22 protein-coding genes are annotated in these 26,884 nt (G+C 64.1%); 12 read left to right on the top strand and 10 right to left on the bottom strand.

Going from position 1 to position 26,884, the window contains the following annotated elements:
• Positions 1-100 precede the first annotated feature (100 nt).
• Together smc and WN982_RS08055 are read right to left on the bottom strand one after the other, a co-directional pair.
• Positions 101-3,619, bottom strand: a complete 3,519-nt coding sequence (smc, locus tag WN982_RS08060; protein ID WP_341315199.1) for a chromosome segregation protein SMC — start codon at positions 3,617-3,619, stop codon at positions 101-103.
• Between the two features lie 148 nt (positions 3,620-3,767).
• Complete coding sequence (locus tag WN982_RS08055; protein WP_341315198.1) at positions 3,768-4,766, bottom strand: DMT family transporter; 999 nt, start codon at positions 4,764-4,766, stop codon at positions 3,768-3,770.
• 443 nt (positions 4,767-5,209) lie between these two features.
• Here WN982_RS08055 and dapC point away from each other — a divergent pair, with 443 nt between their 5' ends.
• The 6 genes from dapC to cls all read left to right on the top strand — a co-directional run bounded on the left by dapC (position 5,210) and on the right by cls (position 11,519).
• Positions 5,210-6,427 (top strand): succinyldiaminopimelate transaminase, encoded by a 1,218-nt coding sequence (gene dapC / locus WN982_RS08050; RefSeq protein ID WP_341315197.1) that lies wholly within the window; start codon positions 5,210-5,212, stop codon positions 6,425-6,427.
• Between the two features lie 72 nt (positions 6,428-6,499).
• Complete coding sequence (gene dapD / locus WN982_RS08045) at positions 6,500-7,327, top strand: 2,3,4,5-tetrahydropyridine-2,6-dicarboxylate N-succinyltransferase (RefSeq protein ID WP_097389616.1); 828 nt, start codon at positions 6,500-6,502, stop codon at positions 7,325-7,327.
• Positions 7,327-7,692 carry an ArsC family reductase gene (locus WN982_RS08040; protein ID WP_341315196.1) on the top strand — a complete coding sequence of 122 codons (366 nt, stop codon included), beginning with the start codon at positions 7,327-7,329 and terminating at the stop codon, positions 7,690-7,692. Before dapD ends, WN982_RS08040 begins: the two co-directional genes overlap by 1 nt.
• A 131-nt stretch (positions 7,693-7,823) precedes the next feature.
• The gene (gene dapE / locus WN982_RS08035; RefSeq protein ID WP_341315195.1) at positions 7,824-8,963 is read left to right on the top strand and encodes a succinyl-diaminopimelate desuccinylase; all 1,140 of its coding nucleotides are present in this window, start codon (positions 7,824-7,826) and stop codon (positions 8,961-8,963) included.
• A gap of 16 nt (positions 8,964-8,979) precedes the next feature.
• Positions 8,980-9,864 carry a 50S ribosomal protein L3 N(5)-glutamine methyltransferase gene (gene prmB, locus WN982_RS08030; protein ID WP_341315194.1) on the top strand — a complete coding sequence of 295 codons (885 nt, stop codon included), beginning with the start codon at positions 8,980-8,982 and terminating at the stop codon, positions 9,862-9,864.
• A 215-nt stretch (positions 9,865-10,079) separates the two neighbouring features.
• A complete protein-coding gene (gene cls, locus WN982_RS08025) occupies positions 10,080-11,519 on the top strand; it encodes a cardiolipin synthase (RefSeq protein WP_341315193.1) in 1,440 nt (479 codons plus the stop codon).
• A gap of 28 nt (positions 11,520-11,547) precedes the next feature.
• On the opposite strand, the gene WN982_RS08020 is transcribed toward cls, so the two are convergent.
• Positions 11,548-12,027, bottom strand: a complete 480-nt coding sequence (locus WN982_RS08020) for a glutathione peroxidase (RefSeq protein ID WP_341315192.1) — start codon at positions 12,025-12,027, stop codon at positions 11,548-11,550.
• A gap of 135 nt (positions 12,028-12,162) precedes the next feature.
• Between WN982_RS08020 and WN982_RS08015 the strand changes: the two genes are divergently transcribed.
• Positions 12,163-14,097, top strand: coding sequence for an ATP-binding cassette domain-containing protein (locus tag WN982_RS08015; RefSeq protein WP_341315191.1), 1,935 nt, complete (start codon positions 12,163-12,165; stop codon positions 14,095-14,097).
• A gap of 106 nt (positions 14,098-14,203) precedes the next feature.
• The gene (locus tag WN982_RS08010; protein WP_341315742.1) at positions 14,204-15,301 is read left to right on the top strand and encodes a CaiB/BaiF CoA-transferase family protein; all 1,098 of its coding nucleotides are present in this window, start codon (positions 14,204-14,206) and stop codon (positions 15,299-15,301) included.
• Between the two features lie 24 nt (positions 15,302-15,325).
• Here WN982_RS08010 and WN982_RS08005 read toward each other — a convergent pair whose 3' ends face one another.
• The 3 genes from WN982_RS08005 to alr all read right to left on the bottom strand — a co-directional run bounded on the left by WN982_RS08005 (position 15,326) and on the right by alr (position 18,257).
• A complete protein-coding gene (locus tag WN982_RS08005) occupies positions 15,326-15,604 on the bottom strand; it encodes a DUF2866 domain-containing protein (RefSeq protein ID WP_341315190.1) in 279 nt (92 codons plus the stop codon).
• Positions 15,605-15,748: 144 nt separating this feature from the next.
• The gene (gene radA, locus WN982_RS08000; protein ID WP_341315189.1) at positions 15,749-17,125 is read right to left on the bottom strand and encodes a DNA repair protein RadA; all 1,377 of its coding nucleotides are present in this window, start codon (positions 17,123-17,125) and stop codon (positions 15,749-15,751) included.
• Between the two features lie 61 nt (positions 17,126-17,186).
• Entirely contained in the window at positions 17,187-18,257 is a 1,071-nt protein-coding gene (gene alr, locus WN982_RS07995) for an alanine racemase (RefSeq protein WP_341315188.1), read from the bottom strand.
• A 218-nt stretch (positions 18,258-18,475) separates the two neighbouring features.
• Here alr and lplT point away from each other — a divergent pair, with 218 nt between their 5' ends.
• Together lplT and thiD are read left to right on the top strand one after the other, a co-directional pair.
• Positions 18,476-19,783, top strand: coding sequence for a lysophospholipid transporter LplT (gene lplT, locus WN982_RS07990; protein WP_341315187.1), 1,308 nt, complete (start codon positions 18,476-18,478; stop codon positions 19,781-19,783).
• A gap of 57 nt (positions 19,784-19,840) precedes the next feature.
• The gene (thiD, locus tag WN982_RS07985; protein WP_341315186.1) at positions 19,841-20,647 is read left to right on the top strand and encodes a bifunctional hydroxymethylpyrimidine kinase/phosphomethylpyrimidine kinase; all 807 of its coding nucleotides are present in this window, start codon (positions 19,841-19,843) and stop codon (positions 20,645-20,647) included.
• Positions 20,648-20,714: 67 nt separating this feature from the next.
• Here the strand turns inward: thiD and WN982_RS07980 are convergent, their stop codons facing one another.
• From WN982_RS07980 to tsaB, 4 genes are all read right to left on the bottom strand, one after another.
• Positions 20,715-21,647, bottom strand: a complete 933-nt coding sequence (locus WN982_RS07980; RefSeq protein ID WP_341315185.1) for a DUF1853 family protein — start codon at positions 21,645-21,647, stop codon at positions 20,715-20,717.
• A 65-nt stretch (positions 21,648-21,712) separates the two neighbouring features.
• Complete coding sequence (locus WN982_RS07975) at positions 21,713-22,768, bottom strand: uracil-DNA glycosylase family protein (protein WP_341315184.1); 1,056 nt, start codon at positions 22,766-22,768, stop codon at positions 21,713-21,715.
• Positions 22,755-23,249: a ribosomal protein S18-alanine N-acetyltransferase gene (gene rimI / locus WN982_RS07970; RefSeq protein ID WP_341315183.1), complete on the bottom strand. Its 495-nt coding sequence runs from the start codon at positions 23,247-23,249 to the stop codon at positions 22,755-22,757. Before rimI ends, WN982_RS07975 begins: the two co-directional genes overlap by 14 nt.
• Complete coding sequence (tsaB, locus tag WN982_RS07965) at positions 23,246-24,046, bottom strand: tRNA (adenosine(37)-N6)-threonylcarbamoyltransferase complex dimerization subunit type 1 TsaB (protein ID WP_341315182.1); 801 nt, start codon at positions 24,044-24,046, stop codon at positions 23,246-23,248. The genes rimI and tsaB overlap by 4 nt, the downstream gene beginning before the upstream one ends.
• A 1,004-nt stretch (positions 24,047-25,050) precedes the next feature.
• Here tsaB and WN982_RS07960 point away from each other — a divergent pair.
• Both WN982_RS07960 and WN982_RS07955 read left to right on the top strand, forming a co-directional pair.
• Positions 25,051-25,998, top strand: coding sequence for an IS110 family transposase (locus tag WN982_RS07960; RefSeq protein ID WP_341312542.1), 948 nt, complete (start codon positions 25,051-25,053; stop codon positions 25,996-25,998).
• Between the two features lie 494 nt (positions 25,999-26,492).
• A complete protein-coding gene (locus WN982_RS07955) occupies positions 26,493-26,762 on the top strand; it encodes an acyl-CoA-binding protein (protein ID WP_341315181.1) in 270 nt (89 codons plus the stop codon).
• The last annotated feature ends 122 nt before the right edge of the window (positions 26,763-26,884 follow it).

The raw sequence follows: 26,884 nt of genomic DNA, 5'->3' as shown, positions 1-26,884 counted from the left end.
TTCTTCTGTCTGCGCGGCTATGCGCCCGCCCCACGTCTCGCGCGGCCGACGGCCGCTGCGGTGAACGCGGACGCCCGCGATGATCAACTTAAAGGACAACTTAAACGATATTCTGGGCGAAACCGGCGGCCGTTTCCATGTCGACGGCAACGATCCGCGACACGCCCTGCTCCTGCATGGTCACGCCGATCAGCTGCTGTGCCATTTCCATCGCGATCTTGTTGTGCGAAATGAACAGGAACTGGGTCTTGTCGGACATCGCGCGCACGAGGTTCGCGAAGCGTTCCGTGTTGGCGTCGTCGAGCGGCGCGTCCACTTCGTCGAGCAGACAGAACGGCGCGGGATTCAGCTGGAACATCGCAAACACCAGCGCAGTGGCGGTCAGCGCCTTCTCGCCGCCCGACAGCAGGTGAATCGTCGAATTCTTCTTGCCCGGCGGCTGCGCCATCACCTGCACGCCGGCGTCGAGAATTTCGTCGCCTGTCATGATCAGCTTGGCCTGGCCACCGCCAAAGAGACGCGGGAACAGTTCGCCAAAATGACGGTTCACTTCGTCGAACGTGCCTTGCAGCAGCGTACGCGTTTCGCCGTCGATCTTGCGGATCGCGTCTTCTAGCGTTTCGATCGCGTTGGTCAGGTCGGCCGATTGCGAGTCGAGGAACGTCTTGCGCTCGCTTGCCGCCTTCAGTTCGTCCAGCGCGGCCATATTGACCGGACCCAGCGCGGCGATCGCGTTGTTGATCCGCGTGACTTCGCCTTGCAGGTACGACGGCTTCATGTCCGGCGTGAGCTTGGCCTGCAATTCGGCTTCATCCACGCCGGCCGCGGCCAGTTGCTCGATGAACTGCTCGCCGTTCAGGCGCGCGGCCTGTTCCTTCAGCTGCAATTCGTTGATGCGGTCACGCAGCGGCTGCAACGCACGCTCAGCGGTCAGACGGGTTTCGTCGGCAGCGCGCAGCTTGGCGGTCAGATCGTCGAGTTCGAGGCGTGCGGCATGCAGCGCTTCTTCCTTGACCGCGCGGATATCGAGCGCGTCCTGCAAACCGGTGTGCGCGGTCTGTTCGTTGATCGTTTCCAGCTCGGCACGCGCATCTTCCAGCGACGCGGCCACGCGTTCGCTCTGCTCATGCGCGACCTGGATGCTGCGCTTCAATTCGTCGATTCGGTTCGCCATGTTGCGCGCGGCAAAGCGCGCGTCAGTGGCGGCACGGTCGAGATCGCGCGATTGTGCGCGCGCGGCAGTGAGTTCTTCATCGAGCGCTTCGAAGGCCATCTGGTGATCTTCAAAACGCGCCTGCAATTCGGCAAGTTCCGCGTCGTGGCGCTCGAAGTTCGCTTCCGACTCGGTACGCATCGCGCGTTGCTCTTCGATCTGCGCGGTGATTTCTTCGAGTTCTTCGCGGATCTGCGTGCTGCGCTGCATGTAGCGCTCGTGCGCTTGCGTGAGCTTGAGCACGTCCATCTGCAAGGCGTGGACACGTTGCGTCGCGCGCTCAGACTGCTGGCGCACGTCGGTCAGCGCTTGCGCAGCTTGCGTGTGGGCGGCTTCGGCGCGGATCGCGGCAGCCTTCGCCTCGTCGGCAAGCAATGCCTGCGCGCGCACCTGCCGCGTCAGGTTTTCGATTTCCTGCTGACGGGCCAGCATGCCGGCCTGTTCGGAATCGGCGGCATACAGTTGCACGCCGACACGCGTCACCACGTGGCCAGCCTTGACGACGAACGAACCGCCTTCCGGCAACTGCGTGCGCATCGCGAGCGCCTGCGCCAGATCGTCAGCGACGAACGCGAGGCCGAGCCAGTCGTTCAGCACCGCGCGCAGGCCTGCGTCGTCGATGCGAACCAGCGACAGCAACGGGCGCAACGCGGGCGGCATAGCGGCCGGCTGGCCGGCCACCGGCGGCGAATAGAACGCGAGCTTGGCGGGCGGCGCATCGGTGGCGAACGCCTTGACCCAGTCGAGGTTCGACACTTCCAGAGCGGCGAGCCGCTCGCGCAGCACCGCTTCGAGCGCGGTTTCCCAACCGGCCTCGACATGCAGCTTCTTCCACAGACGCGGCAGACCGCTCAACTCGTGCTTTTCGAGCCACGGCTGGATCTTGCCTTCGGTCTGGACGTTTTCCTGCAACTGCTTGAGCGCGGCAAGCCGTGCGTCGAGCTGATGAATCTGCGCGCTTTCCGACTGCACGCGTTCCTGCGCGCTGCGGCGCTCGCCATCGAGGCGCGGCAGCGTTTCCTGCGCATCGGCCAAGCGGGCCTGGGCGTCGTGGAGGATTTCTTCGTGCTCGGCGAGCTGCATGCGCAGGTCCTCGAGCTGCGCTTCGTCGGGGGCGTCCAGCCCGCCCGCTTCCGACTTCAACCGCTCGTGACGCTGCTGCAACTGCTGCAATTGCTGATCGGCATTGCGCTGATGCGCGGCTTCGAGCTTCAGCGCCTGTTCGGTCTGCGCAATGCCGCCGCGCTCGGCGTTCAATTCCGTCTGCGCATCGCGCCAGCGCGCTTCGAGCGCCGGCATCGCGTCGTGCTTCGCGGCGGCTTCGTCTTCGGCCAGCGCGGCTTTCTCTTCGGCGACGGCGAGTTGTTCTTCGGCGTCTTCGAGATCGCCTTGCGCCTTTTCGGCCTGCGACTGCCACTGCTCGCGCTGCGCGGTCAGCGCAGCGATCTGCGCCTGCACGCGGTTGCGCGACTCGACGATGAACTTGATCTCGGCTTCAAGACGGCTGACTTCGGCATTCGCCTCGTACAGCGCGCCTTGCGCGCCCTGCATCGCGTCGCTGGCGGAGTAATGCGCGACACGCAGCGTCTCGAGTTGCGCTTCGACTTCGCGGAGCTTCGCAGTCTGCGCCTCGAGGTCGATCTGCGCCTGTTCGATGGCGCGCTGCTGGCGTTCCTGCTCGCTGCCGGCTTCGTTCTTGCGCAACAGCCACAAGAGGCGCTGCTTCTCTTCGCCGTCGCTTTGCAAATCCTTGTACCTGGTCGCGACGATCGCCTGCGCCTCGAGCTTCTCGAGATTCGAACCGAGTTCGCGCACGATGTCCTCGACCCGCGTCAGATTTTCGCGTGTGTCGTGCAGCCGGTTCTCGGTTTCGCGGCGGCGTTCCTTGTACTTCGACACGCCGGCGGCTTCTTCGAGGAACACGCGCAGCTCTTCCGGCTTCGCCTCGATCAGGCGCGCGATCATGCCCTGCCCGATGATCGCGTAGGCGCGCGGCCCGAGGCCGGTGCCGAGGAAGATGTCCTGAATGTCGCGGCGGCGCGCCGGCAGGTTGTTGATGTAGTAGCTCGAAGTGCCGTCGCGCGTCAGCACGCGCTTGACGGCGATTTCGGCATACTGGCCCCACTGGCCGGCGGCACGGCCATCGGCATTGTCGAACACGAGTTCGACGCTGGCGCGGCTACCCGGCTTGCGCGCGGTCGAGCCATTGAAGATCACGTCCTGCATCGACTCGCCGCGCAGCTCGGAAGCGCGCGATTCGCCGAGCACCCAGCGCACGGCATCGATGATGTTGGACTTGCCGCACCCATTGGGACCGACCACGCCGACTAATTGGCCCGGAACCTGGAAATGCGTGGGATCGACGAATGACTTGAAGCCAGCGAGTTTGATCGAGGTCAGACGCACGGCGATATCGCTGATTGAAAAGGGAAAATAAAGGTGGCTCGTGAAGGCCGCACAAGCCGTTTGCCGATGCAGCGAAACGGCCCGTGAAGCTTCGCGAAACGGGTGCTAATCGCGCGCGGTCAAGCGCGCGTTAGCTAATGAGGGGCAATCATACCATCGCGCGCGGACGGTTCTGACGGTCCTTACGGTCTGCGTCGCGGCCGGTGCCTTGGTCCACGCCGGGGCCTGCATCCTCTTTGGTCTGATCAACCGGGCTGGCCTTGGTCCGGTGCACCCAACTGGACAATGCGGAGGCCAGCACGATGCATGCGCCGCCCGCCCATTCGCGCGGGCCGGGCGTCTCACCGGCAAAGAGCCACGCGGACAAGGCCGTGATCACGATCTCGAACAGCATGATGATCGACGCCCGATTGGCCGGCACGCGCGAGAGACCGTACTGCACCAGCATATTGTTCGACGCCAGCAGAAAACCGAGGCCGAGCACCAGCAGCGCGGCCGTGCCGAGATGCCCGCCGGTGGGCGGCGCGGGCATTGCCTCGAACAGCGAGGCGCAGGCGCTGAACAGCGCCGCGCCGCCGAAGATCGTCGCGGTGCGCATTTCGGGCTTCATCTCAGGCAGCACGCGGCTCGTCTTGAGGATCAGCACGTTGCTCATTGCGAAGCCCATGCCGCCGGCGAGGCCCGCCCATTCGGCGAGATTGCCCGGCACCGGGATGCCCAGCTGCGGCGACCATAGCATCGTCATTGCGCCCGCGAGCGACAGCGCGGCCAGCCCGGCTCCGGCCCACGTCAGCCGTTCATGCAGGATGAAGTGCGCGAACAGCGCGGTCCATGCGGGAGTGAGATAGAACAACAGCAGCACGCGCATCACCTGGCCGTGGATCGAACCCCACACGAAGCCGAGGTTGGTGATACCGGCTGCCAGGGCGAGGGCGGGCAGCAGCCAATGCCAGCGCACGGTTGTGAGTGCGCGATAGCGCACCAGCAGGACGAACAGGCAACCGGCGCCGCTCGTCAGCGCGCTTGCCGCCGTGCCGGTTACCCCGAGCGCGGCCAGCATGCGCAGCGGATACCAGATCATCCCCCACACCGACGCGCCCAGCATGATCGCGAGCGTCGGCCAACCGTTGCGAAGCCAGTTGGTCATGGCGCGCCCCTTGCGCAGACGCCGGCGGTGTTGCTGTCACGGACGACGGCGTCGTTGCGCCCGCTTCGTCCGGCATGTGTCTCGATAATTGTGGTGACGTACATCACTGCTCCTGCTTCCTTTCACGCGAACCGTCCGCGGTTCGCGTCGTTCCCGCTGCAGCGCACTGACTGCGCTGCCTGGCGGGTTGCGCCGTATTCAGCGCGGCGCGGGCCGGCATGTCATGGCCGTTGCGCGCACGGGGCATGGGCTCCACGTTCGGCGCGCCCGGCTATGCGTTCCACGCCGGCCACGCCCCGCTGGGCGCCCCACGCTGGGCGCGCCCGGCTATAATCGTCCACTCGCCGCCGCTGCCGTCCGTTTTGCGTGTTTCATGCGTTCGCCGTCAGCGCGCGTGCCCAGCATCCCGCTGCGCCCATCTTCGATCAGGCTCGATCCGCCCAGTGAACCCGCTACTCGACTCCCTCCAGCCCTATCCGTTCGAAAAGCTGCGCGCGCTTTTCAAGGACATCACGCCGCCGGCCAGCCTCGCGCACATCAGCTTCGGCATCGGCGAGCCGAAACATCCCACGCCGGCGCTGATTCGCGACGCCGTGGTCGCGTCGCTCGGCGGCTTGTCGGCCTATCCGGCGACCATCGGCTCGCCGCCGCTGCGTGAGTCGATCGCCAGGTGGGTCACGCAGCGCTACAACCTGCCGCCGGTCGACCCGGCCACCCAGGTGTTGCCGGTGTCGGGCTCGCGCGAGGCGCTGTTCGCGCTCGCGCAGACAGTCATCGACCCGAAACGGAATGCGTCGGGCGAGCCTGCGATCGTACTCTGTCCGAACCCGTTCTACCAAATCTATGAAGGCGCGACGATCCTGGCGGGCGCCCAGCCGTACTTCGTCAATAGCGATCCGGCGCGCAATTTCGCCTGCGACTATTCAGCGGTGCCCGCCGACATCTGGGCCCGCACGCAACTGCTGTACGTGTGCTCGCCGGGCAATCCGACCGGCGCCGTGCTCACGCTCGACGACTGGCGCGAGCTGTTCGCGCTGTCGGACCGCTACGGCTTCGTGATCGCGTCGGACGAATGTTATTCGGAAATTTACTTCGACGAAGCCAACCCGCCGCTCGGCGGTCTGGAAGCCGCGCACAAGCTCGGCCGCGGCTTCGAGCGCCTCGTGATGCTGTCGAGCCTGTCCAAACGCTCGAACGTGCCGGGCATGCGCTCGGGTTTCGTCGCGGGCGACGCCGACATCCTCAAGGCCTTCCTGCTATACCGGACATACCACGGCGCAGCCTTGTCGACGGTGTTCCAGAGTGCCAGCATCGCGGCCTGGAACGACGAAACGCACGTGCGCGAGAACCGCGCGAAGTATCTGCAGAAGTTTTCCACCGTGACGCCGATGCTCGCCGGGGTGCTCGACGTGCGGCTGCCGGACGCCGCGTTCTACCTGTGGGCCGACGTGTCGCGCACGGGCCTCTCGGACACCGAGTTCGCCCAGCGCCTCTACGCCGACTATAATGTGACGGTTCTGCCGGGCTCGTTCCTCGCGCGTACTGCGCACGGCGTGAATCCCGGCCGCAATTTCGTGCGCATGGCGCTCGTCGCCGATGTCGACGAATGCACGCAAGGCGCGCAGCGTATCGTCGATTTTTGCCGCGCGCTGGCGGGTTGAGGCTTTATCGCCAATAACGCTCGCGCATCGCATCCTCTTCTTCAGACTTCAACTCTTCGATAAAGCACGCATATGTCGCAACAACTTCAGCAGATCATTGACACCGCCTGGGAAAACCGCGCCGACCTGTCGCCGAAGGCCGCGCCGGCCGACGTGCGCGAAGCCGTCGCGCATGCGATCGAACAACTGGACAAAGGCGCGCTGCGCGTCGCTGAAAAGAAAGACGGCGACTGGGTTGTCAATCAATGGCTGAAGAAAGCCGTGCTGCTGTCGTTCCGCCTGGAAGACAACGTGGTGCAACCGGCTGGCGGCTACTCGCAGTTCTACGACAAGGTGCCCTCGAAGTTCGCCAACTACACCGCTGAAGACTTCGCCGCCGGCGGCTTCCGCGTGGTGCCGCCCGCGATCGCGCGCCGCGGCTCGTTCATCGCGAAGAACGTCGTGCTGATGCCGTCGTACACCAACATCGGCGCGTATGTCGACGAAGGCACGATGGTCGACACGTGGGCGACCGTCGGTTCGTGCGCGCAGATCGGCAAGAACGTCCACTTGTCGGGCGGCGTGGGCATCGGCGGCGTGCTGGAGCCGCTGCAGGCCAATCCGGTCATCATCGAAGACAACTGCTTCATCGGCGCGCGTTCGGAAGTGGTGGAAGGCGTGATCGTTGAAGAAAACTCGGTGATCTCGATGGGCGTGTACCTCGGCCAGAGCACCAAGATTTATGACCGCGAAACCGGCGAAGTCACGTACGGCCGCATTCCGGCGGGCTCGGTGGTGGTGGCGGGCAACCTGCCGTCGAAGGACGGCTCGCACAGCCTCTACTGCGCTGTGATCGTCAAGAAGGTCGACGCCAAGACGCGCGCGAAGGTCGGCTTGAACGAGCTGCTGCGAGGCGATTGATGGCACGCGGCACCAAAACCGTCGTCTACGGCATCCCGAACTGCGACACCGTGAAGAAGGCCCGCGTGTGGCTGGAAGAGCACGGCGTCGAGTTCGAATTCCACGACTTCAAGAAGCATGGCGTGACCGGGCCGCTCGTGCAGGACTGGCTGAAAGACGTGAAGCTCGACGCATTGCTGAACCGTCGCGGCACCACGTGGCGCGGCCTGTCGGACGACATGAAGTCGGCGGCGGACACGCAATCGGGCGCGATCGCGCTGATGATCCACAAGCCGTCGGTGATCAAGCGGCCGGTGCTCGTTGTCAACGGGCGTGTGAAGTCGCTCGGTTTTGCGGCGGACGAATACGAAGCGCTGTTCGCGTGATCTGACGCACAAGATCGAACGCAACAAGAAGTAAAGCGCGGCCTCGCCGCGTTGCTCAAAAGCTGTTGCCGGCTGCGGTGCTGCACCGCCAGCCGGCATTTTTTCATTTCAAAGTGGCTTGTACTGAATCCATGTCCGGCACCCTCGCCCTTACCGAACAACTGATCGCGCGCGCCTCCGTGACGCCCGACGACCAGCATTGCCAGCGCCTGTTGATCGAGCGCCTGTCCGCGCTCGGCTTCGAACACGAGACGATCGAATCGAACGGCGTGACCAACCTGTGGGCCGTCAAACGCGGCGTCGACGGCACGCGCGGCAAGCTGCTCGCGTTCGCCGGCCACACGGATGTCGTGCCGACCGGCCCGCTCGAACAATGGAATTCGGCGCCGTTCGAGCCGACCCATCGCGACGGCAAGCTATACGGACGCGGCGCGGCCGACATGAAGACGTCGATCGCCGGCTTCGTGGTGGCAAGCGAAGAGTTCGTCGCCGCGCACCCCGCGCATCGCGGCTCGATCGCGCTCCTGATCACGAGCGATGAAGAAGGCCCCGCCACCGACGGCACTGTCAAGGTCGTCGAAGCGCTGCAAGCGCGCGGCGAGCGCATGGACTACTGCATTGTCGGCGAGCCGACGTCGAGCGCGCAGTTCGGCGACACGGTAAAGAACGGCCGGCGCGGCTCGATGTCGGGCAAGCTGATCGTCAAGGGTGTACAAGGCCACATCGCCTATCCGCATCTGGCGAAGAATCCGGTGCATCTGCTTGCACCCGCGCTGGCCGAACTGGTCGCCGAACGCTGGGACGACGGCAACGAATACTTCCCGCCCACTACCTGGCAAGTGTCGAACATTCACAGCGGCACCGGCGCGAGCAACGTGATCCCGGGCCACGCCGACGTGCTGTTCAACTTCCGCTTCTCGACGGCGAGCACGGTCGAAGGTTTGCAAGCGCGCGTGCACGCGATCCTCGACAGGCACAACCTTGAATACGACCTGCAGTGGACCGTGAGCGGCCTGCCGTTCCTCACGCCGCGCGGCGATCTGTCGAACGCGCTGGCGAAAGCGATCAAGGACGAAACCGGCGTCACGACCGAACTGTCCACCACCGGCGGCACCTCGGACGGCCGCTTCATCGCGCGCATCTGCGACCAGGTGGTCGAATTCGGCCCACTGAACGCCAGCATCCACAAGATCGACGAGCATATCGAACTCGCTCACATCGACCCGCTGAAGAACGTGTATCGTCGCGTGCTCGAACAACTGATCGCCTGACCAAGGAATATTTGCGATGACGCTCCCGTTTTCCACCGTCCGCGACCTGCTGCGTTTCGCGGTGTCGCGCTTCAATCAGGCCGAGTTGTCGTTCGGGCACGGCTCGGCCAACGCTTACGACGAAGCCGCTTATCTGATACTGCACACGCTGCATCTGCCGCTCGATCTGCTGGAGCCGTTTCTCGACGCGCGTCTGAGCGCGGCCGAAATCGACGCCGTGCTGAACGTGATCGAACGCCGTGCCGGCGAGCGCGTGCCGGCGGCATACATCACGCAGGAAGCGTGGATGCACGGCTTCCGCTTTCACGTGGATGAGCGCGTGATCGTGCCGCGCTCGTTTATCGGCGAACTGCTGCAGGACGGCCTGCAACCGTACGTGGAAGATCCCGAGCAGGTCGGCGCGGTGCTCGAACTGTGCACCGGCTCCGGCTGCCTCGCGATTCTCGCGGCGCACGCGTTCCCGAATGCGGATGTCGATGCGGTCGATCTGTCGGCGCCCGCGCTCGAAGTCGCGACGCGCAACGTCACGGACTACCACCTCGACGACCGCATTGCGCTCTTCGAAGGCGATCTGTACGCTCCGCTCGCCGAGCGCCGCTACGACGTGATCATCAGCAATCCGCCGTATGTGAACGCGGCGTCGATGCAGGAGCTGCCCGCCGAGTACAAGCACGAGCCCGACATGGCTCTGGCAGGCGGCGCGGACGGCATGGACGTCGTGCGCCGGATCATCGGCGAAGCGCGCAACTGGCTAACCGACGACGGCGTGCTGGTGGTCGAAATCGGCAACGAGCGCGCGAACGTCGAGGCAGCGTTCGGCGGCCTCGACCTCGTATGGTTGTCGACCAGCGCCGGCGACGACAACGTGTTCCTGATTCAGGCAACGGATCTGCCGGTCTGACGCTTGATCGCTTCTTATCGCTTCATCTGCCGATGCGCGGCGGCCTGTCACTGTCCGCCGTGCGCAACACGCCTCGCCTCCTTGCGCTTCACCTCAAAGCCGTAAATCGCCGTAACGCCCCCCCAACGCGCGCGCGTTCGGTAAGATGGGCGCGGTCGACTGCCCACCGCGACTTCAAGCCGCCTGGCAGCGCTCCGGAAACCCTTCAGCCGCCTATGCAATTCGACTTGCTTCACATCGGCCCGCTGGTCGCCCTCGCCCATATCCTCGGCGCGGTCGCCGCATGCCATGCGATTCTGAACACCCGCACGTCGCAAGGCGCGATCGCCTGGGCGGTGTCGCTGGTCGCGATGCCGTATCTGACGCTGGTACCGTACCTGTTCCTCGGCCGCAGCAAGTTTGCCGGCTACGCGGACGCCCGCCGCACCGAGAACGAATTGCTGCGCACGCGTGCACATCCGCTGGAATGGGACACGCGAGACTCGTCGGCAGGCCTGCCCACGGAAGAACTCGGCGCGAGCCTCGTGCATTCGTTGACGCGTCTGGGGGGCATGCCGTTCCTGCCGGGCAATTCGGTGCGCACGCTAGTGAACGGCGAAGCGACCTTCGAAGCGATCTTCGAAGCGATCGAAGGCGCGCGCCACTATGTGATCGTGCAGTTCTTCATCGTGCACGCCGATGCGCTCGGCGAGATGCTCAAAGACACGCTGATCGCAAAAGCGCAACAAGGCGTACGCGTCTACTTTCTGTACGACAGCATCGGCAGTTTCGATCTGCCCCACCGCTATGTGGCGGCGCTGCGCGCGGCCGGCGTCGAGACGTACCCGTTCGCCACCAATCGCCGTTTCGTCAACCGTTTGCAACTGAACTTCCGCAATCACCGCAAGATCGTCTCGGTCGACGGCGAGCGCGCGTTTGTCGGCGGACATAACGTCGGCGTCGAGTATCTGGGCGGCAAGCCGCCGCTCTCGCCATGGCGCGACACGCATATCGAAGTGCGCGGCCCGGCGGTTGCCAGCATCCAGTTCGTGTTCACCGAAGACTGGCATTCGGCGACCCAGCAGTTGCCGGACTTCGACATCCCGCCATTCGATCCAGCCGGTCAAGACATGCACTGTCTCGTGATGCCGAGCGGCCCGGCCGACAAGCAGGAAACCTGTTCGCTCTTCTTCGTCCAGGCGATCACCGCGGCACGCGAGCGGATCTGGATCACCACGCCTTACCTCGTCCCCGACGAGGCGGTGTTCGCGGCGCTGCGGCTTGCGGTGCTGCGCGGCGTGGATGTGCGCATCATGATTCCGAGCCGGCGGGACCATCTCGTCGTGTTCGAAGCCTCGAAACTCTATGCGTACGATTCCCTGCGCGCGGGCATCCGGATTTTTCGCTACCAGCCGGGTTTCCTGCATCAGAAGGTCGTGCTGATCGACAGCGTGGCCGCCGCGATCGGCAGTGCCAATCTCGACAATCGCTCGTTCCGCCTGAACTTCGAGATCATGGTACTGACCGTGGACCGCGGTTTCGCCAAAGAAGTCGAAGCGATGCTGCTGAAGGATTTCGCCGAATCGCTCGAAATCGACCGCAACGATTACCGGCAAGCGAGCGCGTTGCGGCGCGTGCTGATGCACGTCGCAAGGTTGTTCTCGCCGATACTGTAGCTGCCGCTCAGCTCCACCGCCCGGCGGGTTACAGCAGCTTCTCGACGTCTTCGGTAATCGCCTCCGGCTTGGTCAGCGGCGCATAGCGTTTGACCACATTGCCGTCGCGGCCAATCAGGAACTTGGTGAAATTCCACTTGATCGCCTCGAGCCCCAGCAAGCCCGGCGCCTCGCCCGTCAAGTAACGAAACAGCGGATGTGCGTTCGCGCCGTTCACGTCGATCTTGTCGAACATCGGGAAGGTCACGCCGTAGTTCTTCTCGCAGAAACTGCCGATCTGCGCGGCATCGCCCGGCTCCTGCTTGCCGAACTGGTTACACGGAAAACCGAGCACCGCGAGGCCCCGCGCCGCGTAGGTGTCATAGAGCTTTTGCAGGCCCGCGTACTGCGGCGTGAATCCACATTCGCTCGCCGTATTGACGATCAACAGCACCTTGCCCTGATAGCGCTCGAGACTGACTTCCTCGCCGCCGAGCGTGCGTGCCGAATACGAATAGATCGATGTCATGTTTTCTCCCCGTGAAAGCCTTCAGTCTAAGCCAAATGCCTCGCCGGTACAGTCGGCTGAATGGCCGATCCTGGCTGAGCGCCCGGTGTCAGCCCCGGCAGTCTAAAATAGCGGTTTTCTTCAGCCGGCCTCTTCGTGATCCGCTTTAACCAGTTCAGCCTCGCGCGCGGCACCAAGCCGCTCTTCGAAAACACCACGTTCACCCTCAACCCCGGCGAAAAGGCCGGCCTGGTGGGGGCGAACGGCGCGGGCAAGTCGACGCTGTTTGCCGTGCTGCTCGGCGAACTGCACGCGGACGGCGGCGATTTCTCGATCCCGCCGACTTGGCAGATCGCCCACGTCGCGCAGGAAACGCCCGCCGCCGACAAAACCGCCCTAGCCTACACGCTCGACGGCGACGCCGCGTTACGTGCGATCGAAGCGCGTATCGCCGCCGCGTCGGCCGCGCACGACGGCGCCGCCGAGGGCGAAGCGCACGCGGCATTCGCCGACGCCGACGGCTACACCGCGCCCGCCCGCGCCGAAGCGCTGCTGCTCGGTCTCGGCTTCACGCTCGATCAGACGCGCGAGCCGGTCAGCAGCTTCTCGGGCGGCTGGCGCATGCGGCTGAATCTCGCGCAGGCGCTGATGTGCCGCTCCGATTTGCTGCTGCTCGACGAACCGACCAACCACCTGGACCTCGACGCGATCGTCTGGCTCGAAGACTGGCTGAACCGTTATCCGGGCACGCTGGTTGTGATCTCGCACGACCGCGAGTTTCTCGATTCGGTCTGCAACGTGACGCTGCATCTGGAGCATCAGCAGATCAAGCGTTACGGCGGCAACTACTCGCAGTTCGAAATCCTGCGCGCGCAGCAGATCGCGTTGCAGCAGAGCGCGTATGAGAAACAGCAGCGCACCGTCGAGCATTTGCAGAGCTACATCAACCGCTTCAAGGCGCAGGCCACCAAGGCGCGCCAGGCGCAAAGCCGGGTGAAGGCGCTCGAAAAAATGGAACTGATCGCGCCGGCGCATGCGTCGTCGCCGTTCACGTTCGAGTTCCGCACGCCCGATTCCGCGCCGAATCCGATGATGGTGATGGAAGGCGTGCGCTGCGGCTATCTCAATGACGGCGTCGAGATTCCGATCGTCGAGCATGTGATGCTGTCGATTCAGAACGGCCAGCGCATCGGCCTGCTCGGCGCGAACGGCCAGGGCAAATCGACGCTGATCAAGACGCTGGCCGGCACGCTCGAAGCACTTGGCGGTCATGTGCGCGAAGGCAAGGGTCTGCGGATCGGCTACTTCGCGCAGCACCAACTGGAAACGCTGCGCCCGGACGACACGCCGTTGCAGCATCTGGCGCGGCTCGCGCCGGATACGCGTGAGCAGGAACTGCGCGACTTCCTCGGCAGCTTCAACTTCTCCGGCGAGATGGCGACCTCGAAAATCGCGCCCTTCTCAGGGGGAGAAAAGGCCCGCCTCGCGTTGGCGCTGATCATCTGGCAAAAGCCGAATCTGCTGCTGCTCGACGAGCCGACCAACCACCTGGATCTCGAAACGCGTCACGCGCTGACCATGGCGCTCGCGCAGTTCGAGGGCACGCTGATTCTGGTATCGCACGACCGGCATCTGCTGCGCGCCACGACCGATCAATTCATGCTGGTCGCCAGGCATCGTCTGCAGGAATTCGACGGCGATCTGGACGATTACCGCGACTGGCTGCTGCAACACGCGGCTGAACAACGCGCGGCGCTGAAAGCCGGCGCGGCATCGAATGGTGCGGATAGCGCGGACAATGGCGTCAATCGCAAGGAACAGCGCCGTCTCGAAGCCGAAACGCGGCAAAAGCTCGCGCATCTGAAAAAGCCGCTGCAAAGCCGCATCACGAAGATCGAAAAGGAAATGGACTCGCTCAACGCGGAAAAAGCGACGCTCGACGCGTTCGTCGTCGATCCGGCGAGTTACGATCCCGAGCAGAAAAGCAAACTGACGGAGGCGATCCGCCGTCAGGCAGAGGTGAACGCACGCCTCGAAGCGCTCGAAGCCGAATGGCTCGATGCTCACGAGGAACTCGAACAAATCGGCTAGCGGGCACGCAGTTCTCAAGTCCGCGCCGGCATCGATCAGGGGATTGGCCTTGTCATCCGTGACTTCGTCTGCGTCATCAACGGCGTCGTTATCAGCGCCGCCCGCGCTGAAAGGCCTGCGCGTGCTCGATCTGACACGTCTGTTGCCGGGCCCGGTCGCCGCGTTGCGGCTCGCCGAACTCGGCGCCGACGTGTTGAAGATCGAAGCGCCCGGCGCGGGAGACCCCACCCGCACGATGATGCAGTCGTCGAGCGACCGCGTTGCGGGCCGGCCCGGCGCATTTTACCGGCTCGTCAATCGCGGCAAGCGCGAAACGCGCCTCGACCTGAAATCGGAAGCGGGACGCAACGTGTTGCGCGCCCTCGCGGCCGAAGCCGATGTTCTGATCGAGAGTTTCCGGCCCGGCGTGATGGAGCGCCTCGGCATCGGCTACGAAACACTGCACGCGGCCAATCCCAAACTGGTGTATTGCGCGATCAGCGGCTACGGCGCGAGCGGTCCGTTTGTCGACCACGCCGGCCACGATCTGAACTACATCGGCTACGCGGGTGTGCTCGATCAGCTGGCCAGCCGCGACGGTGTGCCGATCCTGCCGAACTTCCAGATTGCCGACCTGCTCGGCGGCGCATTGAGCGCGGTGACGCAGATCCTCGCCGCGTTATGGCATGTCTCGCGCGGTGGTGATGGCCGCTTCGTCGACGTGTCGATGACCCATGTCACGCACGCGCACAACGTCGTCGCGCAAGTCTCGCTCGCCAATGACGGCGTCGCGCCGGCCGCCGGCGCCGGTCTGCTGAATGGCGGCGTGCCTTGCTATAACCTGTACCGCACGCTCGACCATCGTTGGCTCGCGGTCGGCGCGCTCGAACTGAAGTTCTGGGAAACCTTGTGCATGGCGCTGGACCGGCCCGAATGGGCGACGCGCCACTGGAGTCTCGGCCAGGCGATCGGCGGCCCGGACGCCGCCGCGCTGACGCAGGAACTGGCCGACCTGATCGGCAAGCGTCCACTGGAAGAATGGGTGTTGCTGCTGGAGCCGCTCGACTGTTGCGTGTCGCCGGTGCTGACCCCGGCGGAAGCTGCGCGGCATCCGCTGTTCAATCCGCAGACCTACGTGGCTTCAAGCGGGAGCGGGAGCGGGAACGGGAGCGAGAGCGAGAGCGAAATAGAAGCCGAAGATGACGAGGACCGCTACGCCGGTTGAGGCAAGCGACCAGCGCCGGGGGCGTCAGCGTTTGGCCGCCGTTTGCCGCGGCAAGGTCTGGCGCGGCGTTTTCTCGTCGTCGAACAGCACATGCTTGCGGCCTTCAACGTGACGGTTGATGGTGGCCCGCACTTCCGCGGCGGTTACATGTTCGGCCACCACCCGCCGGGAAATCTGCCCCGTCGTGTCGATCCACTCGACAATCCGGCAAGCACCGCCCCAAGGCTGGCGAATGGGTGCGGAGACGCGGCAACCGCGCACCTGCATCGGCCGCTCGGCCACGGTTTCATATGACTGTTTCAAGGCGCAATCCTTTTTTCGGCATCAGAAGGGGGATGCAATAGCCCCCAGCTTAGGAAAAAGGAATGTCGGCTGGGTTACAGCCAATATGGAGATATTTACACTTCATTACGCCGTGGACGGCGCCTGCGGCCGCCACAGCCCCGGCTAGTCGAGCGTGCGGACCCGGTCGATCGCCTGTTCGATCCTTTCAACCGCAACAACCTGTAAGCCGTCAATCGGCTGTTTCGGTGCATTGGCCTTCGGAATCACCGCGACCGAAAAGCCCAGTTTCGCGGCTTCCTTCAGACGTTCCTGACCGCGCGGCGACGGCCGGATCTCGCCGGCCAGCCCGACTTCGCCGAATACGACCAACCCCTTGGGCAACGGCTTGTTACGCATCGACGAATGGATCGCGAGCAGAACGGACAGGTCGGCAGCAGGCTCGGTGATCTTCACGCCGCCCACCGCGTTCAGGAACACGTCCTGATCGAAACAGGCGATGCCGGCGTGCCGATGCAGCACCGCCAGCAGCATCGCCAGCCGGTTTTGTTCCAGGCCGACCGCTAGTCGGCGCGGATTCGGTGCGTTCGCCGCGTCCACCAGCGCTTGCACTTCGACCAGCAGCGGCCGCGTGCCCTCCTGCGTGACCAGCACGCACGAACCCGGCACGGATTGTTCATGCTGCGACAGAAACAGCGCGGAAGGATTGGCGACACCGCGCAAACCGCGCTCGGTCATCGCGAACACACCCAGTTCGTTGACCGCGCCGAAGCGGTTCTTGATCGCGCGCACCAGCCGGAACGACGAATGCGTGTCGCCTTCGAAGTACAACACCGTATCGACGATGTGCTCCAGCACGCGCGGCCCCGCCAGCGCGCCTTCCTTGGTCACGTGGCCGACCATGATGATGGTGGTGCCCGACTGCTTGGCGATTCGCGTCAACTGCGCCGCGCACTCGCGCACCTGCGCGACCGAACCGGGCGCGGAGGTCAGCGCGTCGGAATACACCGTCTGGATGGAGTCGATCACCGCAACGTCGGGTCGCTGCTCGGCGATGGTCGCCTGGATCTTTTCGAGCTGGATTTCCGCGAGCAACTGCAACTCGCTGGCCTTCGAGCCGGGCTCGAGCAGCGACAGCCGCTGCGCGCGCAGCGCGATCTGCGCAGCCGATTCTTCGCCGCTGATATAGAGCGCGCGTTTGTCCGCGGCGATTTCCGCGAGCGATTGCAGCAGCAGCGTCGATTTGCCGATGCCCGGATCGCCGCCGATCAGCACCACACCGCCCGGCACCAGACCGCCGCCCAGCACGCGGTCGAACTCGCTGACGCCGGTCGAAAAGCGCGGCACGTCGGACGCGTCGATATCCGCGAGACGCCGCACGGGCGCGCTTTTCGCGAGCGACTGGAAGCGATGCGTGGACGGCGCTTCCGCCACCGATTCGACCAGCGTGTTCCATGCATTGCACGAAGGGCACTGCCCGGCCCACTTCGGCGATTGCCCGCCGCATTCACTGCAGATGTACAACGTCTTCTGTTTAGCCACGCGCCCTTGCCTGTTGCTGTTCTATTGATTGATGCGGCGATTCAGTTCGTCGGTGCCGAGCTTATTCAGCCCGCACCGGCACGCGCGGCGCCACGGCGCACATCAGCTCGTAGCCAATCGTGCCGCACGCTTGCGCGACGTCGTCGATCGGCAATGAATTACCCCACAATTCGACGCGCGAGCCGACGTTGGCGGTCGGGACCGGCGTAAGGTCGACGGTCAGCATGTCCATCGAAACGCGCCCGACGATCCGCGTCAGCACCCCGTCGACGATCACCGGCGTGCCTTCCGGCGCGATCCGCGGATAACCGTCCGCATAACCGCAGGCCACCACGCCGATGCGCATCGGCCCGCGCGCCTTGAACAACGAACCGTAGCCGACGGTCTGGCCCTCGGCGAGGGTTTGCACCGCGATCAGCTCGGAGGCGAATGTCATTGCCGGTTGCAGGCCGGTGCCTGCGATCGCGGCGTTCACGCCGGACGGCGACGCGCCGTACAGAATGATGCCCGGGCGCACCCAGTCGAAGTGCGCGGCGGGATGCCACAGCGTCGCCGCCGAATTCGCGAGGCTGCGCGCGCCCGCAATGCCTTGCGCGCCGCGCTCGAACGCTTCCATCTGATAGGCGATGCCGCGTTCGCTGTCGGCATCCGAGAAATGGGTCATCAACGTAATCTGACCGACGCCCTGACAGGCGCGTGCGCGCTCCCACGCGGCGCGGAATTTTTCCGGCGTATAGCCGAGGCGGTTCATGCCGCTGTTCATCTTCAACTGAATGTTGACGGGCTTCGACAGGCGCGCCATTTCCAGCATCCGCAACTGTTCGTCCGAGTGCAGCGCCGTGGTCAGGCTGTAGCGGTCGATCACGTCGATATCGGTCGGACGGAAGAAGCCTTCGAGCAACAAAATCGGGCCAGCCCAGCCCAATTCACGCAACTTCACGGCTTCTTCGAGGTCCAGCAAACCGAAGCCGTCCGTTGCGCGCAGGCCGGGAAAAGCGCGTGCGAGGCCGTGCCCATAGGCGTTTGCCTTGACGACGGCCCAAATCTTGGATTTTGGTGCGTGGCGCCGGGCGACGGCGAGGTTATTGGCGAGTGCGGCGGTATGGATCGTGGCTGAAAGGGGGCGCGGCATGGGATTTTTTCGTAAAGACGCTTGCGAATCAGCAGCTTACAGGGCGTTTTCAGCGCTCGGTAGCCCGCTGGGCGGTGCGGCCAAGGATTTTGCTAGTCCGAATCCAGCTATTTTCGTGATATAAAGCCGTGCGCACAACCCATTTCGAACGGCATAAGCCCGGACGCCTTGCACGCGGCCGGGGCGGACAGACCGCAGCGAGGACAGCATCGCATCAGATGAAAAAAGGTTTTTACACCATCATGGCCGCGCAGTTTTTTTCGTCGCTGGCCGACAATGCGCTTCTGATCGCTGCTATCGCACTGCTGAAAGATCTTCACGCCCCAAACTGGATGACGCCGCTGCTCAAGTTGTTCTTTGTGCTGTCGTACGTCGTTCTGGCTGCTTTCGTGGGCGCCTTCGCGGACTCCCGCCCGAAAGGGCACGTGATGTTCATCACCAATACCATCAAAGTGGTCGGTTGCGTCACGATGCTGGTGGGCGCGCATCCACTGCTCGCCTATGGCATCGTCGGCTTTGGCGCGGCGGCCTACTCGCCGGCCAAGTACGGCATTCTCACCGAACTGCTGCCGCCTGACCGGCTGGTGGCCGCGAACGGCTGGATCGAAGGCACCACGGTCGGCTCGATCATTCTCGGCACTGTACTGGGCGGCGCCTTGATCAGTCCGCACATCGCCGCGCCGATTCTCCGGCACCACATTCCCACCGTCAACACACCCGCCGAAGCGGCGATGCTGGTGATCATGGCGATCTACGTGATCGCCGCGCTGTTCAATCTGCGCATTCCCGACACCGGCGCGCGTTATCCGAAACAGGAACGCGGCCCGATCAAGCTCATCACCGATTTCGCCGATTGTTTCGTCGTGCTGTGGCGCGACAAGCTCGGCCAGATTTCACTTGCCGTCACCACGCTGTTCTGGGGCGCCGGCGCGACGCTGCAATTCATCGTGCTGAAGTGGGCCGAGGTATCGCTCAATATGTCGCTGTCGGAAGCCGCGATCCTGCAGGCCGTGGTGGCCGTGGGCGTGGCAGCCGGCGCGATCTTCGCGGCGTCGCGCATACCGCTGAAGAAATCGCTGTCGGTGCTGCCAGTCGGCATCGTGATGGGCATCGCCGTCATGATGATGGCCTTCTACACGCGCGACCTGTTCCCGGCGCATTGGGGGCTGTATTTCGGCCGCATGCACGTGCCGGGCTATCTGATCGTTGCATATATCTTCCTGATGGTCGTCGGCGGCCTGTCGGGCTTTTTTGTCGTCCCGATGAATGCGCTGCTCCAGCATCGCGGCCACGTGCTGCTGTCGGCGGGCCATTCGATTGCCGTGCAGAACTTCAACGAGAATCTCTCCGTGCTCGTGATGCTGTGCCTGTACGCCGTGCTGGTATGGCTCGACGTGCCGGTCACGTTGGTGATCGTGCTGTTCGGCTCTTTCGTCTGCCTGATGATGTGGCTCGTGATGCGGCGCCACCAGGCGAATCAGCGCGCCTTCGATTCGGTCGCGCTGATCGGCGAAGTCAAGCACTGACCCGCGGCTGTTCGCAGTCGTCAAACGGCCCACGCCTTCTCTCATTCCCGCTTTGCCATGACTCAACCGATTCCCAATGTGCTGACGATCGCCGGTTCCGATTCCGGCGGCGGCGCCGGCATTCAGGCCGACCTGAAGGCTTTTTCGGCGCTCGGCGCTTATGGCGCGAGCGTGATTACCGCGCTGACCGCTCAGAACACGCGCGGCGTCACGGCGATCCACACGCCGGAGCCGGCCTTCATCACCGCGCAACTCGATGCGGTGTTCGACGATATCCGTATCGATGCCGTGAAGATCGGCATGCTCGCGAACGCGCCGATCGCGCGCGCGGTGGCCGGCGCGTTGCGCCGGTACAAGCCGAAGCACATCGTGCTCGACACGGTGATGATCTCGAAGAGCAATCACGCGTTGCTGCTGCCGGATGCAGTCGCGGCAGTGCGCGACGAATTGCTGCCGCTTGCCGATCTGCTGACGCCGAATCTGCCGGAAGCCGCGGCTTTGCTAGGCGTAGAAGCCGCAACGGATGAAGCCGGCATGGTCTCGCAAGGCGAAGCGCTACGTGCGCTTGGCGCGCGCGCGGTGCTGATGAAGGGCGGCCATCTGAGCGCGGCGGATAGTCCCGACTGGCTCGTGCAGGACAGCGGCACGCTGCGCCTGGGCGGCCCGCGCGTGCCGGTGAAAAACACGCATGGGACGGGCTGCACGCTGTCGTCGGCGATTGCTGCGCTGATCCCGCAACGCGACGATCTGGCGAGCGCGGTCGCCGATGCGAAGCTGTATCTGACCGGCGCGTTGCAAGCGAGCGATCGGCTCGATGTGGGCAACGGCGTCGGACCGGTGCATCATTTTTATCGGTGGTGGTGAGGGGCTGAGCCGGCGCTGCCGCTGCATTGCGCAGCCACGCGCTGATGCCATAAACCTCTGACTACAGCTATTGCCGCGCGTAGGCTTGCGCCAGTTGCGGCCAGTCATCGGGCACGATGAAACCACGTGAGCGTTCAAGCCAGCCACCCGCGCTGCCATTGGCGAACGCCGCGACCATCGTCGGTTCATGTTGATGCGAGATTTGCGCAGCGAGCGTTTGCGCATCGACGAAAGCCATCCCCGCCTCTTCCGCCGCGCCGGGCTCATGCCGTCTCGGTGCGAGCCATTCCAGTCGCGGCAGCGTGCGCCACGTCTGTGCATGCGCCGCGGCGAAAGCCGGCCAATCGCTACGCGTCACCCACCAGCCGCGCCCATGTGAAGGATCGAGCGCGGCCGGATCTGCCGGCGACTCGCCATGCCGGTAAAACAGCCAGCCTTTGACGAACATCTGCGGCGTCCACGGCCCACCATAGCCGAGCGCCGCGAATTCTTCGCGCGCGCTCAACGGCAACTGATGATTCAGCAGATGCGCGAGCTTCAGATCGAAGCGGTCCTTCAGATTCGGGCCGACGTAATCCGCCAGCTGCCCCCGGCCATCGCCGGCATGCAGGTAGCACTTAACAGCCAATTCCCAATGCAACCGCGCGCCCTGCCGCGTCTGAACCAGAAAATCGCATTCGCCAAGCGTGACGCCCGAGCGCCGCAGCGGGACGCCGGCCGCGACCAGCCGCGCCGCAGGCCCGTGCCGCAGAAACCACGCAAGCAGACGTTCGGCGTATCGGCCAAGGCGCGAGATGTTTGTCGTCGCGAGCTCGCGCTGCAATTCGGCCGGATCGGCGTCGAGTGCGCGCAACCAGTCGACGGTCGCGTTTGCTTCATGCGGCGTGTCGAACGGCGTAACCAGCGCGCCCACCGGTGGTTGCGCTCGCAACAAATCGGCGCTCAGCAACAGCCACGCCAGATCGCGCACCGCCGGGACGCGCAATGTGTCGAGAAGCATCTCAAGGATCGCGGCGGATGCGCCTTGACGAGCAGTGAGGTCCACCGTCGGCCCTGTGGCGGCTATCACTTCGCTTCGTTCGAAGCCGCGCCGCCCGCCTTGCGCCACGTATCGCGCGCGAGGCACAGATCGGCCCAGGCCTTCGCCTTGTCGGGCAGGCTGCGCAGCAGATACGCCGGGTGATACGTGACGATGACCGGCACCCCTTCGTATTCATGCACACGGCCGCGCAGCGACGAAATGCTCGCATCGGTTTTCAGCAGACTCTGCGCGGCGAAGCGGCCGAGCGCGACGATCAGCTTCGGCTTGACCAATTCGACCTGGCGTTGCAGATAAGGCTCGCAACGCGCGACTTCGTCCGGCTCGGGATTGCGGTTGCCAGGCGGCCGGCACTTGATCACGTTGGCGATATAGACGTTGGTGTCGCGCGCGAGCGTCAGCGAACGCAGCATGTTGTCGAGCAGCTTGCCGGCCTGACCGACGAACGGCTCGCCCTGGCGATCTTCGTTCTCGCCGGGCGCTTCGCCGATCAGCATCCAGTCGGCGTTGCGATCGCCGACGCCGAACACCGTATTCGTGCGTTTCTCGCATAGACGACAGCGTTCGCAGCCGGCGACGCGGTCGCTCAACGCGTCCCAATCGAGCATCTGGATCGGCAATGCGTCCGGTGTCTCACGGCGCGCTTCTTCGACAGGCGCGTGGGCCGCTTGACGGGCTGGCTCAGGGGCCGGCAGATCGTCGAACCACGCGAAATCGTCATCGGGCGGGGTTTCGCTGAACGAGGACGGCGAAGTTTGACGGCCCGGCTCGCCATGTTGCGTAGGCGAACGGCGCTCGTTCGGCTCGCGCGCGGGTGCTTGCTGCGCGGTTGGCTGCTGATCGTCGCGCTGCTCGCGAGCGGCGGGCGACGCTTGAGGAGCCGCTACCCGCAGGTCCGCTGCAACGGGTTCTTCGCGGCGCGCGCTGTTGGGTGCGGCGTTGTCGGGAGCTGGCTGCGGGTTGCCGGCCTGCACGTCTGAGGCGAGCTCAACAGCCTCGGCCAACGTGACCGGCGCCATCCCGCGACGCACCCACAGCGGCGCGAGTCCGAACTCTTCCAGTACCGATTCATGCAGCGCCATCTGCGCCCTCCCTGGCAAACGAATAACGCATCACGATGGCGTCCTCCCGGCTGCGATGCCGCGCCGGATAATAGTTTTTGCGCCGGCCGATCGACGCAAAGCCGAAGCGTTCGTACAGCCGGATCGCCCGATGATTCGACGGCCGTACTTCGAGCAGCAGGCCGTCGAGTTTTTCGGCGCGCGTGATGCGCACCGCTTCGCGCAACAACGTGAGCCCGGCACCGGCGCCCTGCGCGGCGGGCGTCACGCACAAATTGAGCAGATGCATTTCATCGACGACCGGCATCAGCACGCAATAGCCGATCAACGTACCCGTCACGTGCCGCAGACAGATGCCGAAATAGCCATTACGCAGCGAATCGCCGAAATTGCCGCGACTCCAGGGGAATTCGTAGGCGATCTTTTCGATTGCGGCGACTTCGTCCAGATCGCCTTCGGTCATCGGCGACATGTAGCGGTCCGCGAGCAACACACCGCTCATTGCTGGCCCTCGCCCTGATGCGCGTCGTGCGCCACCTTTGCGGCCAGTTCGGCCTTGGCGGCTTTTTCGGCGACGCGTTCCGCCGTGGTCTGAGCGACTTTATCGCGCACGTATTCCGGCGCGGCCTGGTCGGCGGGCACGGTGCGGCCGGCGCGAAACGCGCGTAGCGCTGCGTACGCGATGGGTAACGCATGCGGCAGCGCTTCGCCGTCGACCGTTCGCGCGGCCGCGACGGCGGGCAATCGCGCGCCGAAGGCCGCGGCAGCGTTGCCGGCCAGCGTGAACGGCGCATCGGGCAAGACGAGGCGCTCGGGGACATCGAGCGAAGCCGGCTGGAGCGTGCGCCATTCGCCTTGAGCGTCGTCCCATGCGTAGTCGGCCCAATAGATTTCGTCCATGCGGGCGTCGAGCGCGGCGAGCACGCGGGCCGCCGATGGATCGCGCAGCCGGGCGCTTTCCGCGCAAGCGAGCAAGGTACTGACCGGCACGACGGGCAGGTTCAGGCCGAACGCCAGACCTTGGGCGACACCGGTTGCCGTGCGAAGACCTGTGAACGAGCCGGGGCCCGAACCGAAGGCGATGGCGTCGCAGTCGGCCAGTTTCAGACCCGCTTCGTCGAAGAGTTCGCGGATCGCGGGAAGGAGGCGCGTGCTGGAGACTGCTCCGGTTTGCTCGTGGCGAACCCAGATACGGGGTTCAGGGACGGCGTGGGCCGATGATTCGCCGGCGGCGGATAGAAGCGCTACCGAGCAGAATTCGGTCGATGTATCGAGGGCAAGAAGCACAGTTTGAGTCATGAGGCGTATTGTAATCGGCACTGCTCGTGGGAATGTGGTTTTGGGTTGTCCTCTGGTTTTTGCTTTGGTCTTTGCTTTTGTCTGCCTACGGCGTTGGTTTTTTCCTGGTTTGTTTGCCTTGCGTGGCGCTTTTTAGTTGTGTGCCTGCGGTGGTGGCCTTTCCTTGATTTGTTATTGGTCTATTAGCGTCGCCCCTGTGCGGGGCAGGCACTTACTTTCTTTGCCGCCGCAAAGAAAGTAAGCAAAGAAAGCGGCTTCACACCGCTAACTCCTAAGCGGGCCCCCTGGCTTGGAGGAGGTAGTGGCGCATCTGGAGTCGGTGCCCTCGCGCATTCGACGTGAGTGACAAGGCAGTCATACTTCCGGCGGCGCTGCGCGCGCCGTAGCGGTACTTCTCAAAACCGATAGCGGATACGCGCCTCCGGCATCATTCTTCCCGCTTCGCACTGCGTGCTCGCCGGAACGGTCTGCCAGGGAAACCACGGGCTTCGTTTGCGCACCGTGGCGGCCATCGGCTTCGCCTCGGCGAAGCGCTGAATTGCGCCGATGGTTTGGAAATACCACTGCGGCGTGCGCGACCAGCCTACGGCGAATCGCGCTGACGTGCGCTACGGCGAGCCACCAAGTCCGGCGAACTACACGCGCCAGACTCGAAACGCGGTTTTGTGAAATGCCGCTACGACGCGCGCAGCGCCGCCGGAAGTATGACTGCCTTGTCACTAAGGTCGAATGTGCGAGGGCACAGATTCCAGATGCTCCACTGCCTCCTCCAAGCCAGGGGACCCGCTTAAGTGTTAGCGGTTTGAGCCGCTTTCTTTTGCCTACTTGTATATTCCCTCCTGTGGCGCCGATCCGATCAGTTGTCGCCACATGGACAGTCAGCTCGTCTGCCTAAAGTGCTTCGAGCCCGCAGAAAAGCCTGAGCGACTGTCCTTTTCATCCTCTTAACCCGAACAGTTGACTGAGCCCCGAGCTCGTATTTTCCTGCAAGTATGGGTACCGTGATGAACCAGCCTTCTTCTTCCGTTTATATCGGCATCGACGTCAGCGGCAGCACCCTCGATGTCGCCATCCACGACACCACCGAACATTTCAGTGTCGACAATGAAACCGTCGCCATCGACCAGCTGGTCCAGCGCCTTGGCGCGCTCAATCCCACACTGATCGTCATGGAGGCCACCGGCAAGCTCGAGCTCGCCGTACTCAGGGCGCTCTGTCAGGCCGGACTGCCCGCTGTCGCGGTCAATCCCCGACAGGTGCGCGACTTCGCCAGGGCCACCGGCACGCGCGCCAAGACCGATCGCATCGACGCGTTTGTCATTGCTCAATTCGCCGCTGCCATCAAGCCCGTCGTGCGCCCCCTGAACGATGTACAGACCGAGCAGTTGCAGGCCCTGCTGCTGCGCCGGGCCCAGCTCATGGACATGCTGGTCGCCGAGAAAGCACGCCTGGAGCGCGCCCATGCCGCAGCCCGCGGGAGCCTGAACGATCACATCAAGTGGCTCAAACAGCAGCTCAGGCTCGCGGATCATGACATCGATTCGTTCCTGCGTTCTTCACCTGCCTGGCGCCAGAAGGAAGACCTGCTGCGCTCCGTGCCCGGCATCGGCCCCGGCGCTGCCGCGACGCTGATCGCCTTCATGCCCCAGCTCGGCTCGCTGAACCGCCGCGAGATCGCCGCACTCACCGGCGTCGCACCTTTCAATTGCGACAGCGGCAAGCATGTCGGCAAGCGTCGCATCCAGGGCGGCCGCGCCATCGTGCGGCGCGCGCTGTACATGGCCTGCGTGCCTGCGCTGCGCTTTAACCCCACCATCAGGGCGTTCTATGACCGTCTGCGCAACGCCGGCAAGCCGTTCAAGGTTGCCATGACGGCCTGCATCCGCAAACTCATCGTCACGCTCAACGCCATGGTCCACAACTCGACACCCTGGAGACCATCGGCTGACTGACTTCCGGCAGGGTTGCGTCCGGCTGTTGCGCTTTTAACGCAAGCATTCACGCCGCCCATGCCCACCTTCTGCAGGTTGCTCAATCGTGCGGGTCGCGAGGATTACGCGCGCCCACAAAATGCTCTCCACGACCGACAATTCGCACCTTGAGGGACAGCTCGCCGCTTGACTTCCAATACGGTTGCTTTTCTTTGCGGCCGGCAAAGAAAAGTAGGTGCCCCCCCCGCACAGGGGGAACGCTAATAAACCAATATCAAATCAAGGAGAGGCCACCGCCGCAGGCACACAGAAAAAAGCGCCGCGAAGGCAAACAAGCCAGGAAAAAACCAACACCGCAGGCGCACAACCAATGCCGCCGCCAAAGGCAAACAGGATCATGGAAACCCCAAAACCGTTTGGAATAACCCCTCAGCCCAGCGGCAGCAACCAATTGCTATGATCACCGGCCAAGCCCCAAACAAAACCAGACCCTGCCCGGAGGGCAAAACCAAACCATGACAGACATCAACACCCAATTCACTCAAGCCCAGGAAGACGCAAAGCAATTGCCAGAGCGCCCAGGCAATCTCACTCTCCTGCGTCTCTACGCGCTCTTCAAACAGGCCACCGACGGCGACGTCCACGGCGACAAACCCGGCTTCACCGACATCGTCGGCAAATACAAATACGATGCATGGGTCGCCCTGAAAGGCACGCCCCAGGACGCCGCGAAGCAACAATACATCGACCTGGTCGAATCCCTCAAAAGCGGCGCGTCAGCCTAAGCTAGCCCCACAGCGGGCATCAGCAGACAAAACAAAACTTTTCCGCCAGGAAATATCCTAATGGTGGCGCAGTGCAACAAAACCCTATACAATGCTGCCTGCGCTTCACTGCTTTGCCCGGC

The sequence above is a fragment of the Paraburkholderia sp. IMGN_8 genome (assembly GCF_038050405.1).
Lineage (GTDB): Bacteria > Pseudomonadota > Gammaproteobacteria > Burkholderiales > Burkholderiaceae > Paraburkholderia.
This window is presented reverse-complemented; position numbering and strand designations above follow the sequence as displayed.